Genomic DNA, 14799 nt, shown 5'->3' with positions numbered 1-14799 from the left:
ATTGGCGACCGAAAGGATGCGGCCGATAGACACTCAATCCTCTAACGCGACCCAGCCAATACCAACCGAGCTGCTCGACTTTTCGAAACCATGGATTACGAAAGCCCGCGTCAGTGACTATCAGCGGAGTGATGTTGTCAGGTAATACTTTATTGAGTTCATTCAGAAACTGATTATGGGTAGTTTGAGTGCCTTGAAGAACTAACGGAAATGTTCGCTCGTAGAGTGTAATAGAGGCGCGTAGCGCAATAAGCTCACGACCTTCACGCATATCTGACCAATCCACCAATATTGTCGGCATCGTATGTGCTGTTAGCGGCCACTTTGCATGCCACTGATAAACAGCCATTCTTTCATGGTGAAGATGAGGGTTGCCCAGCAATCTATCCATGCGTTTTATCGAGTGTTTAGTCTGTGTGCTGGTGCCATCAATATGCCAGCCTAAATGCGTGAGTGTGAGACAATCAGCATTAATGAGTGCTCGGCAAGCGACCATGAGCGTATTGAGTCGCTTTTGATGGATTTCTGGACAATGTTGATAAAGAGATTGATGTAAGATAGTTAATACTTGCACCTTGATGCCTGTGATTGATGTTTGTTCGCACTTTCATATGATCACACTTAAAGGTGCAAGTTCACACCAATCTAATCTAATGATTTATATTAAAATCATCAGGGGATTCTTCAGCGCTGGGCGTACACAAGGCGCTGCTATCGGACAATATTTACGCTGCGCTCCAAAATTGCCGCAGAGCGCGATGTTATCCATAGAAATCTGAATCAGAAACTAACTGATTAGAGTAAAAAACTAACGCGCTTTTGTCCCATTGTAAGTTTGCTAAGGTTTAATTGATATTCTTAGTAAAATTACGGTTTCTTACTTGAGTTATTTTTGGGGTGTTCCTATTTGTCAGGCTATGGGTGCATTTTATGTAAGTGTATGGTTACATGATTTAGCTAAATAATTGTTTCTAGGCACACTGCTATGTTATGATTTTGTTTCAGCAACACCAGACAGCCTGCGAGTTAAAAACGTTTCCAGCTCATGAATACATGTTTTGACGATGGCAGGAACATGGTTTGCAAAAGGGGTCAGGGTATAAACAGTATTGAGCGGCAAGCAGTGATCTGGCATCAAATTCGTCAAGGGGGGTTGCATTTCAGCCAAATAAAAATCAGGGATAATCCCTATACCAGCGCCGGAGCGGATCAAAGATAAGCAACTCTGAAACGAATTCGCCATGCAGTTGGTCTCCTTGGTATAAAGGAGTGTCTCTCCCTCAAGGTTGCTAAAATGATGAACAATTTGTTCTGATTGCCAAATATTGGCAATATATGGCAGCTCATTGATGTTAATGGGTTTCTTTGTCAGGCCACAGAGCACATCTCTAAACTCACCAATACGCTTTTGCTTAAGATTACTATCATGAGAAGCACCAACCCGGATGGCGATATCAATATCGTGCGCCATTAAATCCAGATGTTGATCATCACAAATTAGTTTAGGTTTCAGTTTAGGATATTTCTTCATCAATGCAGCAATAACCGGAATGACTAAACTTTCCATTAGTGCATTTGGCGCTGTTATCCGAAAGCGCCCTTGGGGCTCAAGTTGATAATCGGTAATCATATCCCACGCTGAATCAGCAATAGCATTCAACTCTTTGCATTTCAGATAAAAGCGTTCCCCAACATCCGTTAATATTTGTCGTCTGGTCGTCCTTTTCATCAGGGTCATCCCCAGCTCTTTTTCCAATATTTTTAAATGCTGGCTTACCACTGACTTTGAAATATTGAGTTTATCGGCTGCGGCAGATACGGAGCCTGCGTCGACGATATGAGCGAAAATGGACATCTGTCTTAATCTATTCATGATGATTGTTCTATTTAATTAAACAGTTCTTTCTATTATTGCTGTTTTTCAACGCTATCGGTAGGTGTAACCTTAAAACGAATATACAGACGAGCATAAAACAATTCGTTGCTCGTAAATTATACAAAGATGGCTCGGTTTCGTTGATTTTTGCTGTTTGATGAAACTAAGCATGTTGTGCGCAGCGCTGGCTTGGCAACGTTAATTTTCATGATCATCGGTCATGGCTGGACGTTGGCAGCAGGCCAAACAAGTTACAGTGACTTATAGGTATAAAACGATGGTAGACAACTCGGTATTGGCGGCTTGCAAACAAGCCATTGAAGCTTGGCAAATCGCATTCAACCAGCAAGATGCCAAAGGTTGTGCAAAGCAATACGGTGCAACGACAGTCATGCATGCTCGCCCCTTTGGTACCTTTGAAGGTCAAGGCGCTATTGAGGCTTTTTGGCAAGGGATTATTGATCAAGGATTTAAAGATGTTGTTTATACCAATGTTCATTGGGAGCCGATAGGTGAGAATGGATACGTTCTGACCGCCACCTGGCAAATGAATAAAGCATTTGGCATTATACATAAAGAGCATTGGGTGATGGAAGAGGATGGCAAGGCGCGATTAGCCAGCGATGATTTTGAGGTGCTGGGCGAACTCTAAATCATATTTTTCTAGGACAGTGGGTAATGACTATAAGCTGTTTTTCAGCGTTGCCAAAAATGGCACATGTCAACGACATGTTTCAATTGATTGCCGCTATCTGTCGAGATCGGTTACTGAGCACGAATCGTGCAGATTGAACACCCTTCTCCTCTTGTGGGAGAAGGGCTGGAGTTGATGAGATACTTCAATTAGATGTTCGTTAACACGTGAGTGATAAAATCAGATTTTTCCGACAATAGTCATCTTGTGACCAACCTTCACAACAACGCTTGAGTGAAAGGTACTATTTCTGTCTCTGAGTATTTCTAACTCAAAGTTACCAGAAGGGTGTTTTATAATCTTAGCTGTTTTGCCATTTTTACAATTAGGCATAGGGTCATGTGTCATTCCAGTTTTATATATTTTACTGAAATGACACAGAATTATTAACACTACCCTTATGGTCGATATCGCAATCTCAATGCCAAACTAAGTGATTTAACAGCATTATTAAACGCCATGTCCAATTCTTCTGGTAGGCTATTAGGATTCTCTCTCACCGATTTTAAGCTCTGTACACTAGCCCATAGTTCACCTGCAGTTTCTGTGTCAAATTCAGAACGATATTCCTGGAATATTTCTGATCTACCATCTGCCATCTGCTCAAAGAGCAGATTCAGAGCTGAGCAATTGCTTTGTAACCAGTTACCCCATTGCCGAGAACGATTTTGTTCATTAAAAATTTGTTGTAACTGTTTGAAGTTAAGATTGCTGTTATCTGTTGTCGTTCCACTCTGCGAAGAAGGCGATATAATTGCTTGCGGATCTTCAAGAGCTTCATTATTTTTATCGACTGCTTCTAGATTATTATCGTCAAATATCAAAGACTGCAACTCAAGCGTTTCAACTGTTATTTCATAAAGGTCTTCTCCCCAGTGAGCATGCCTAACAATTCTAATAAAGGAAGATGGTTCAGCCCCCCAGTAGCCTGAAACTTCGTCATATTGCTGAAGTTCACCGCCATTCATCTGCTTCACAATATCCTCTATACTCTCACTGGCGCCAGAAGGGTGTAACAGAACATCTGTCGTAAAGACACTATTACCTTGTGCGCTATTTTCCCATACAGCATGCTTAGCTTCCCAAGATGATTTGGCGAAAGCTGCCACATAAAGTTTCTTACTTGGCACCCTTCCCTGTGCTTTTATCAGAACCGAACCATCTGTTGCAGTTACCACTTTAGGTTCAAGACCTGAGGCGGACGAATGAAGCTCTAGCACACCGGCCGTGGGCATCTTTGTGGATAAATCAGATGGCCCATGCCTGCCCAGCATTGGGTTTGGATCATAAAAGCGACCACGCATCATGTCACTTCTTCTGAAGTTTACGACTGACTTCTTATTGCCACTAGAACCAAAAAATTCGGCACGCTTATTTAGTAGGGATGCAGAGACAAGTTTCCCTTTTTCTATTTTTCCCATTACCGTTTCGGTCTTTGCCCATGTGATATTTCCTAGGTAGCCATAAACCTTCCCAGGCGTTCTTCCTGGCGATAAAGTTATTAACTGGTTTTCTAGATCACCCGCAAACGAAGCCTCAAAAGAGCCCATCCTACTTGGGTCGGTCGCATAAGCATAAGCCTGTTCGGGGTCTAAAGACTCCGGCACCCGGATAAATTCAGGGTTTCCAACTGCACTATTACAAGTTGAGACTTTGACCGTTGTTTCATTTGGAAGCTTCATGCCATACAGATCATTTGCAACAAAATAAGTATCTGAAGAGAACAGTTGCCCGTCTATCTCTTTGCTACCTGGCTGGCCATGACCACTCACATACAAGGTACTTGTGTCATCTAAATCACTTAGATCCGTTTTATCTACAGAGTATAAATAGCGCAGTTCCGGCTCCAACGTTGAATAATCAGCTTGACCATATTTTTTATTCAGAACTTCCTTAAACTCAGCAACTTGAGCTTGATCCCTGAATACAGGTGTTATTGCAGGCTTCCCTTTCGCCCTTAAATCTCGAAGCAAAGGAATAAGCCTTGCCGATACTCGTTCATGATCCAAAACAGGGAAGTAGATATATTTCTCTCCTCCAGGTCGATCATAGGGCACAAAACCCCTATTACTTGCCCCTAAATTATCATGACCAGCACCAGATGTCCCTTTAGCTCCTGGACCGTCGTAGGGTATATAGCCTTCTGCCGCGAGCTCCCTCATTTCACTCATTCCAGTACTATTTTGCTTGGATACAACGTCTGCGAGTATTTCTTCTCCATTCAACTTCAGATTGGTAATATCATTGCCTTCAAACTTTAGCTGTACAATATTTACATTGCCTTGGAAAGATGGATACCCAAACTTCTTAGACGTGACATGTCCTTTAATGAAGTCTTTCATCTTGTCAAATCGAGTAAATGAGACAACACCAAAGTTGGGATCAAAGAAATAATACTTAGAACCAGATTTAGTCATCGACATTGAATGACCCGGTATGTCTATTCGCACCGAATGACATTCTAGTGAGAAAACATCACGTTCTTCGAGTTTGCTTAAATTGAATCTTACCCCAGCATCCAGATTATTAGGCTGCATATTTTTTATCAATTCATTGAATTGTTTAGCCTGTGGAGTATCACCACCATGAATTTCTGTTAGTAGTTTGTACAGGGAAGAATCTTCTGTTCCTATGCTCTTTAACCTCAATGCAAAGTTATGTACATTCCCAGTTTCTATAGCATACGCCATCAGCATTGATGTCGGCCGGCATTCTCCCTCTGAAAGTTTTAGATACTCCCCTTGAGGTACAATCTCAACGACTTCGCTACCTGATTTTTCGGCAGTTTTAGCCCAATTAACCGCTTTAGTTAAGTGTCTTTCTGCAATAACATCACCTAACTCTAATGTAGCCTTTCGATGCAAGGCTCCGAAAGTTTTTGTATCTATATCTCGACCGTCTGGGAACTTTCTAGATTTAAGCATTTCATGTTTTTGTTTGAGGGAGTAATCATTCAGCAAACGATAATCTTTGCTCATTGCATCACGTTCACCCTGATGAAACGACTTTTTGTTATCCGATAATCTCGAAGGTTCTGATGGAACTTCTCGCATTGTGTTTTCAATGATTTCCAATTTGCCTTTTAACGATCGTAATCCTTCAAGATTTAAGTTTTCACTATTGCTCCTTCTGCTAAATAACCCATCAGTCTCAAATTCTGACACAAGTTCGTCGCCAGCAGATGACCTACCAGCATTACGGGCACTACTCTGAGGTCCATTATCCTTATACCAGCTAGCTGAAGACACAACAACACCATCATTTTGATAATCTAAAGCCGTAAGGCCGAAGCGTTTAGGGCTAAAGGGAGAACCATCAAAAGACCCTGTAAACTCCATAGCCTTAATCAAGGTTCTGGGTTTTTCCTTCAATGCTTCGCGCCACATACCAAACCATTTTTCTTTTGTCGTAACAATAGGACCTTGTAGACCATATTTATTGAAGAATTGTCCTGCGGTTAAGTCAATTACTATATCTACGCCTTGAATATTTGCTACAACCACGTAATGATTATTCGGACTACTATTTGGAGTGATCCACAACCCAAGTTCCAGATTCCTGATATTAGTGTATCCGAGATCCCTTAACGTTGTTCTTACATCTGCAGCTGCTGCTTGGCATAACTCGGCGTTGTCTGATCCCGTATATTCACCATATTTTTTCCCCAAGTTTGTTTTAAGCTGGTCTGCGAGTACATTTACGATGCGCTGCTCATGCTCACTCAACGTATCACGCGTCTTTACCAAAGGTTCTCTAATGTCAGGATGATAATTAACTTGTTGATCTCCATTACCATAATAAGGCCGGTAAACTGGTCTTTGTCCTTTGTTTTGAGCATGCTCCCTTCGAAATAGATTCTCTGTAAGATAATGCCCCCCCTCAGGTAGGTGCGATTCAACAAACTCCGGTGAACTAAAGTCATAGGTATTCCCATTGGGGTCCTTGAAGGTGACTCCTACTATCCGGCTTTCTTCTACAAGTGAACTAGCACCGCCGACTGTTAGGTATCCCCCCTCAGCTTTAGGTAACCTTAGAGAGTAGATATTGTTATATATGTGCAGCAATTCATAAAAAAGCCCTACCGATGAGTCACGTTCCAAATAGGGAGAAACTTGAATCGCCGAGGCATCGCCGCCCAGAATTCTATTTTCAGGATCGAAAGAGACCGTTTTCCCTGCTGCAGTATTTTTTGCATAAACCTTCCCATCGCTACCCACACGATTGACATCCCCCATTGAGGGAACTTGTACTTTAACACCCCTATTTGCCAGCCCCTGAAGTAACCGTTGTCCTGAATCCGTTCTACTGATTTCATTCAATGCAGTGTTCGTCAGGCCAATTGATCTTTGGGTTCCAATAACTTCAATGGTACCAACGATGTCGCCATTAGCGTTTGTCACCCGATAGTGTTGCGTTATAGCAGCCTCATCCCCATATCTGCTCAGCCTTGTAGTCGGCAATTCGTCTAGTGCATTTTTGACCTTCTGCAAAACAGGGTTATCAGATACGTCAAGTTTCCTGAGCAAGCGGTTGAAATCTTGTCTTATTGCCGTAATTTTCTCCGGCATAATTGAAAGATCGTTCCGCAGAGGTACATCTATTTTTTCCAACCACTGCGCTTGTATATCGCCGTGACTCATGATTCCAATAGTGTTTCCTGACAGGTTGTTTTCCCTTCCTATAAACTTATTGAAATAAACATCAAGAAGTCTTTTCAATCTCTTGACTTCTGAAAGTAGAGGAGGATTACTCATTCTGTTACTGAAGGATACAATCTCACCCAACACTTTTTGAGGTTGATTATTTTCTATGGCCAGATAGGCACTATCCTCTAGGCTTTTGAGACGCGTATTTCTGACTTCAAAGAGCCCATCAGTCTCACCTAAATTATCAAAATCACTAGGTATTTTAACCGACAGCTCATTTATATCTTCCGAAGGTTGTGACGCGTTATCAGAAATAAATCTAGGCTTAGTACCCCTTGAAACATCATCCATGGCCCCGCCAGTCTGTCGGGTCAACTTCAGCACCTTTAACGCCTTGATGGCATCTGTTGCACTGGACGTAAGTCCAAGAGCATCAAGAGGAGCTAAAGCTAGGGGGATCAATCCACTGGCTCTATCTTCAGCCGAGTCACCCTCAACCAAAAGATAAACCCCTTCGGCGATCCCAACACCTAGGCTAGCAGCATCAACAACCATTGCCGCTCCAGCAACACCCGCTATAACTGTCGGTGCAACCGCCCCCCCACTTACTATAATTGCAGCAACACTCAATGCAAACGCTGGCACCGCTAGCACACCGCCTACAACCTCAAATGCTTTTGTTGTGTTCCACTCAGCATGAGAAGTAAGAAGAGCGTCAGCATCTTGTCTGAGCCTTTCCAAGTTTCTTCTCCCAATGGTATCGAATATGTTATCGCTATCATTGAGAGGTATGTGATTTAGGTCGAGATTGTTAGCAACCTCTTTTTTATTCACAGCATAACTAACACTTGTAAATTCAGTGCCGAAATAACGATTTGAGTGCGTCGCGAAGTCGTTTAATGTCCTAGCGGGAGTATCTCCATCTGGTAGAACAGGCTGTTTATCATATTCACTCATGTGCGAAAGTATGAAGTTACTATTCGCCGGGTTACTGAAAAAACGATAAAGTGATTGTTTGCTACCAAATTCAATAAGGGCACCATCAGAATGCAGACTAACAAGGATATGGCGCTCTCCTTTCTTTATCAGCAACATGCCCTCCAAAGGGAAGTAATCATCTCTCTTCCCCGTCAGTCCGGGTAAGGATACTTCGACCTCATGTGAGCCATTTTGCATATCTTTAATCAATGCTTGTCCGTCAGAACTCAAACGTCCGTCGCGCTCCGCTGAAGCGACCAGCCGGTAAAAAGTGGCTTTGAGATGATACGAATAATCTTGGAAATGTTTTGCTTCAAACTCATTGATTTTACCCTCAACAAGTCTCTGCATATCAGTTTCAGCTTGGGGATCATAAAGCTTATTAAACAATGCTTCCCCTTCCAAATCTTTATATTGTTCTGGTAACTCATAATCACCAGTTATTTCAACGGTATGCTGCCCAGTAATGCCTTTCCAATAACTCTCACCAAGCGCTTGGGTTAAATCCGTCTTGACAATATAACCGCCTCGACTATCGCCGATTGATGATACCGCCAAACTATGAAATATTCCCAGACCGTTCATTCTATTGTGGACTGTCTTTTTTGAGGAGTAAGGAAAAATTTCTTTCTCCGCAACAGTTAATTTACGTCCATTCATAGTCACATAACTGTTAGCAGCAATATCTTCAAGGATAGACTCCATACCTCTATCTGTACTACCGTCCATTTGGTTAGCTAAACTAGCATGTGAGAGAAGAAATTCATGATTATTTTTATTGCGGACAAATGAATCAATTTGTTCAGACGAATTAAAAATTTGAACTTTCCCAGGCGGCATTAAGCTGATCATTGTATGCTTATCGCCATCTTGGATTAGCAACATGTTCTCCAGCGGGTAAGGACCTATTTTCGGCTTAATAAAGAAGGGTAAGGCCTCTGATGAAGTCGTAAATGTTGGAGGATTCGACGCGCTTTTCAGTGTTTTCCTCACATACTCTCGATCATCCTTATTCGGCATAGAATCAATCAAGGATGTAGCGCGCTTTTCTAAAATTTTACTGTACTTTTCTGGGGCCCAATTGACATCATCACTCCCAAGTTCAGCACTGTTAACTGAATGTAAGTAATGTTTACCCATTTTCTGCTCTATCAACCTAAAATAGCTAACATCCCAAGTTACCTTTTCTAGCTTTTCTACTTTAACTTTACGACTGTCACCTTCACCGGGCATAGTGTAGATATTCGCGGCTGGCAGTTCAGGGTACCGATATACGTATTTAACGTTTTCAGGCTGTAATATGCCACGTTGTTCCCAATATTCCTTGGCTATTGCGGGGTGATTTATATCCCCTAAAAATCCAGCTATTTTATGACTTCTTATAACTGACCTTTCATAGTTAAGCAGGCCACCATGAATCTTAATATCTTCTATTTGTTGCGCTCTGGAATAAACCTTACCATTTGGTAAAGTTTTATCTTGTAAAGAGTCTAAATAGCGTTTTTCCACTTGTTCCTCATTTGAATGTAAGGTTTCAAGCTCTCCTTTTCGATATTGAAGAATATTAGAAAGCAAAGTGTCTGTATCTAGCTCTGAATTACTCTTTACATATAGATTTTCACTTGGCAGCAAAGACATCTTAAATTCATCAAAGCTTTGGCGTTTACGTATTTCTGTTGTTATATTTTTTATTCGAATACCGTGCTTATCAGCTTCAAGTTCTGATTTAAAAGCATGCTCTGACAAAGCATGTATAATCTTATCAAAAGGCCTTTTGCTAGCTTTTTTTCTCGCTCTTACCTCAGTAATTATTCTCTCATAGTCCTTAAGTGAAATATTATTTTCATTTATTCTAAGACCGCCTTTAATGGCATTCATCTGCGTGATGACACTATTTCCGAGGAGTTTATCTCGATAGGACTTGTCACTCATATTGCTAATTATTGAGCGTTTTTGATGGCGAAATTCATCGTCTAAGGTCATGCTCGAGAGATTTTTTGGCTGTCTCGCTTTGAAATCCTCATTCTCAATTAATTCACTAAACTCTTCTTCACTCAGTTCCAGTGAACATCTCATTAAAAACTTATGGTAATCAACCACAGGTCGGATCAGCGGATGCCTGAGATAACCTGAGCTAGACACGTTATCGAGGATCTCTGCATCAACCTCTGTCAATTGAGGACAGAAGACTCGCAAAACGCCACTGGAATCATTGGAGTTACGGGCTTGCTTCAATAATGAAATGACCTCAGTAAAAAATGCCGACTGCTCATCTCCTTTGGCTTGCTCCGCCATATCCTCCATACTTTTCAGTTTTTCCCCAAGAAATTCTAATCGGCCATCAGTGTTATTTACGCTTCTAATCTGCTCATAAAATTTTACCTTTACACGTTTTACATCACCATCAAAGCGCGTGTAAAATTTGTTTGCAGCCGCTCTACGCCTTGCACGAATATCAAGCACTACTTCTTCAGGTGCTGCATGACGAGCAAACTGAGCCAACTTAACGCCTTCATCAGTCACCTCATCTTCATCACTCCTGATATTCAAACCACTCCAATAGGCTTCTCTTAGGACTGGTTCCTCATTCCTAGAGTCATAGAACGCACGCCGGTAATCATTTTCGGTTATGAACCCTTGCGCTTCTGAGGCTCTTGAAACATGTTGTTCAACCCATTCTGGTTTAGAAAAGTTATAGGTATCTCCTAAAGCGTCGGTGTAATCCACCCCACTAACAAGGTGCTCATTCATCAGATCGCCATCCCCCCTGAGGACAAAGACCTCGCCATGAGCATCGATTATTGCTGGATCGTTGTGAAGACTGATGTGCTGCACTTCATGAAACAAAGATATTGCAGGATTACGCTTGAGCCAAGGTCTATCTACAAGTTCATTTGTGCTTGACGCGGACAAAGTATTCCAAGGATCGAAATAAATGGTTTTTGTCAAAGGACTGGCGAAATTAGCATAGTACTTCTGGCTATTTTCACCAGTATTCAAGGGCTCACCTACTAGACGAGGTCGAATAGTGATCCCTAGTTCATTCATCACTTTCAAGGTATTTTTACCGATTTCGGTCTGTTGGAGGGTTTTTAGGTGCGCTCTAACCTCTGCACGGTATTCTGCGCTTCCAACTAGTTTTATCCCCTCGTAATTTGGGCCAGCGGCCTCGGTATCTACATTGCCCGTATCACTATCAAGACTAACGCATTTAACACTTTCATTACTTGCTTCATCTGAAAATAAAGGCTCCCACTCTTTAACAAGCCCCTGATTTTGCCAGTTTTGCATCGTTTCCTCAAAACTTGCTGACATTTTTTGCCTAAACTTAGCCTGCATTTCGATCAAGTCTTCTATGAAAGCCATCTCTTGAGTTGCAATTATCTCATTGACAACTTCTTCAGGCAGTTTTCCTTTCATGTCTGCCCTGAACTGTATTTTCATAGCCACAAATTGCTTTCTGAGCCCATCTGAGTATTCGTCGTAAGCCTGAACGAGTTTTTCCTTGTACTCTGGTATTTGAGTTTTATTAAGGTAATCTTTTAGATCGGTCCCAGCCTTTACTTTCTTCAACTCCGTCACTGCTGCACTTGCAACCTTGGACACTGGAATGATGGCTCCCGTTACCCCCGCTTCTATCGCTAGAGTCTTTAACCAAGAGTCCATTTTGATTTTGTCTTTTGGATCGACGATTGTATTATGGGCATATGCTCCCATTACTATCGCCCCGCCTACACCAGTTTTGATTGGACGGGGGACAAACGACATTGCTACCTTAAAGCCAAGCTGCTTAAGCCTATTGTTTACGACATCTTGCACAACTTTATAGGGGTAATCTTCTCCTGGCATCACGCCATCTATAATCTGACGTACCTTATACGGAATTGTGAACGAAGCAATGGTAGCCTTAACTCCGACGGTTACAGCTGCTTTCACTAAAGTCACAGTTACCCCCGTCGCAAAGTCAATACCACCTTCGATCACTGCATAAACGGCGCCCCGGCCAACCTGCTTTTGCCCCCATTTAGTCACAAATTCGACCAAGCTTTTTTCTCCCGCGAGATGCTGCTCTGGAGTCTTCGGCAGAATAGTTCTTTCCTTCCGTGCGTACTCCCACTCCTGACACATCCGCGTAGTAAACAAAATTCCATGAGGATCATCTTCAGAGATCACCACTTCCAACAAGCCATTATCTTTAAGCATTTGACGCAAAGACTCAATCTCGGGAATATCAGCCTCCGGCATTATTTCTTGTGCTATTATTCCCCAATCTTTCGCTACTTTGGCACGTTTGGAGAAAGGATCTAGGCGCTTACCCGTCAAATAAGATACTTTAAGATCTAGGTTATCCAATTCATTTTTTGCTGAGAAGCTAGTAATGCGGGTAAGTTGAATAATCTCGCCTAACTCTTCCTCTGTGAATTTTGATTTTTCATTCACTACTTGTTTAAGGTTACCTACCAAATCGGTAAGGCTCTTATAAGACTCAGGCACATTAATTCTTTTTAACTCTTGATCTAATTGCTCCTTTCCCCAGCTAGAAAGAGCATTAGACTGTGATTTTATTAGCTTACGTATCAAATGAGGTAGAATCTCAACTTGTTTAAGGATGTCATCTGATACTTTAATAGCTTTGTCACAACTTTCACTAAATGCGCTCTTTCTGGCTTCGTCATCCTGATCGCGGTCGTCTTTTGCTTGAGTTTGCCTATTCGCATTTCCCGGTACCATGTCATCAACAAACTCGAGTTCTGTATCTTGCATAACCTCTTTAGCAAACTCTGCCTCCAACGGCTTATCTTTTTTCAGATTAGTGGCCGCCGCTTGTAATGGGTTATAGTCATACTGCATGCGAAATGCTGGCTGCTGCATTAACCAGTATATGCTGCGAACAATGGACTTAACCGTCTGCTCATCGTTTGAGTATTTTGAGGGAGCGCTAATCGTACCAGGACTAAGGGCAAGTATCTTTTTGTAGGTTACGTCTCTAAAGTGGTCCACGACATAAGAAGCAATCAATGCCTGCTGTGGCAGCTCCTTTAAGGTATTGAATAACTCCGATGGCAATTTCTGAACTTTGTTGCCCACCGTTTGACTGACTTGACTTAAGGAGTGTTTAAAAGTGGTTAGTGTGTCTGCAAAAGAAGTAGACTTATTAGTAACGTTAACAAATTGATTTCTCCATGACTTTGCGTTGGTTCTAACATGGTTTTGGATGTCAGCAATAATCTCTTTAGGCATTGAGAAGTGGTTAGAATTTAGTACCTGCTTATCATACTTATCCATCTTTTCCCATAAGCTACACAATCGATTATTACTCTTGGTAAGCTCATTAATCAGCTCCATTCTACGCAATGTCAGGTAATCGGTGATTTGTATTTGTCCCTCAGTGGTACTGGGTTGCTTCATTGTCCCGTTGTTGTCATTTTCATCGGTACTGCGCGAGGACCATTGTGATAGACTGCCTACGCGTCCATTCATCTGGCCTAGTTTTAACGCCTCATCTACGGCTTTAACACTGGTTTCGATATGGCGTGCCATTTGATAAGCTAAGCCCCTATCCTTAGGCTTAGCTTCAAGGCTGTCAGAGCTGTTAACCTTATGAATAAACTTCTCAATCTTCCTCAGTGTATTTTCATCAGGCCCCAGATAAGGGTATCGCTTGTCTTGCTTTTCTCGCTCTTTTCTTACCTCTTCAATCCTCTCCTGTAACAACGGCAGTGTGTCTTTTTTAATCTCAATAATCAGCTCGTTAAAACCTTTCTCTATAAATTCCTTGGCCTGTGCTCTTCTATCATTTAAAGCTTCGAGTACAAGTTGTATAGGTAAGTTGCCTTCAGCATGGCTGCGCCATAGTGAAAATGGCACCTCAGCTTCATTGTCATCATGCTTTATTTGCCGTTTAGATCCCTGCCCCAATACCGTCTTATCGCTACTATTTAAATCACCAGATGCAAGTTCTTTGAGCTCTTTATTAAAAAAGCTCTGCATGGATTCCTGCACGTGACGACTCAACTCAAGGTCTACAGACGCCTGCTTCCTAAATATTTCAAGTGGTTGATTCAGTTTGACATGGTAGCTAGCAGGATTTTTACTCGGAGAACGAAATGGAATTTCTTTTCTTTTTATAGATGTTACGTTAATTATCTCCAATTTCTCATCACTTGCTGGAGATGTCTCTCTCGAGCCTTTTGTTGCTCGCTGTGAAGAATGAGAAGAAGTAACTCGAACAGATTGAATTGGCATTGGTTGTATCCACGAAGTTAGGATTGATTAATTAGGTTGGCGGTATCGAACTTGGAAAGTCGCAATATTCTGCACAAGTTTACCTATTCACGGATTACTTCATTTTTACAGTTTAGTGGCAGCAATCCTATAGGTAGAGGAAGTTTTCTTTATGCTGATTTTTCAAAAATTTACTCTTATTGGTGATATTATCGCAACATATCAAGACAAGTTGAAATGGCCATTTATGAATCCTTATGAGGAGTAACAAAAAGTAATAAAAAGTAATAAAATATTTAGTGACTGCAGAGAAGCGGCTAATCATCGAGTGCTTCATTTAAGCAAGTAGGATGGATAACGCCCTCTCTTAGATAAATCAT

General features: G+C 41.7%; 4 protein-coding genes. 1 reads left to right on the top strand and 3 read right to left on the bottom strand.

The window, feature by feature from the left end; translation table 11 throughout:
• Together KFE26_RS22245 and KFE26_RS22240 are read right to left on the bottom strand one after the other, a co-directional pair.
• On the bottom strand, positions 1-574 hold a 574-nt coding region (locus KFE26_RS22245), incomplete at its 3' end, for an IS4 family transposase (protein WP_212601746.1).
• A 414-nt stretch (positions 575-988) separates the two neighbouring features.
• Positions 989-1873, bottom strand: a complete 885-nt coding sequence (locus tag KFE26_RS22240) for a LysR family transcriptional regulator (RefSeq protein ID WP_212601745.1) — start codon at positions 1871-1873, stop codon at positions 989-991.
• Between the two features lie 223 nt (positions 1874-2096).
• Here KFE26_RS22240 and KFE26_RS22235 point away from each other — a divergent pair, with 223 nt between their 5' ends.
• Entirely contained in the window at positions 2097-2528 is a 432-nt protein-coding gene (locus KFE26_RS22235) for a nuclear transport factor 2 family protein (RefSeq protein WP_249195883.1), read from the top strand.
• 440 nt (positions 2529-2968) lie between these two features.
• Here KFE26_RS22235 and KFE26_RS22230 read toward each other — a convergent pair whose 3' ends face one another.
• Positions 2969-14440, bottom strand: a complete 11472-nt coding sequence (locus KFE26_RS22230) for a YopT-type cysteine protease domain-containing protein (protein WP_212601744.1) — start codon at positions 14438-14440, stop codon at positions 2969-2971.
• Positions 14441-14799: the final 359 nt, after the last annotated feature.

This window comes from Shewanella sp. M16, assembly GCF_018224605.1.
In the GTDB taxonomy this organism is placed as follows: domain Bacteria; phylum Pseudomonadota; class Gammaproteobacteria; order Enterobacterales; family Shewanellaceae; genus Shewanella; species Shewanella oncorhynchi.
The sequence above is the reverse complement of the archived record's forward strand: the minus strand, read 5'-3'. Positions and strand labels throughout refer to the sequence as shown.

Excerpts from the sequence above, each read along its gene's own strand:
- KFE26_RS22230 (WP_212601744.1), bottom strand. The coding sequence starts at position 14,440 with ATGCCAATTCAATCTGTTCGAGTTACTTCTTCTCATTCTTCACAGCGA.
- KFE26_RS22235 (WP_249195883.1), top strand. The coding sequence starts at position 2,097 with ATGGCTGGACGTTGGCAGCAGGCCAAACAAGTTACAGTGACTTATAGG.
- KFE26_RS22240 (WP_212601745.1), bottom strand. The coding sequence starts at position 1,873 with ATGAATAGATTAAGACAGATGTCCATTTTCGCTCATATCGTCGACGCA.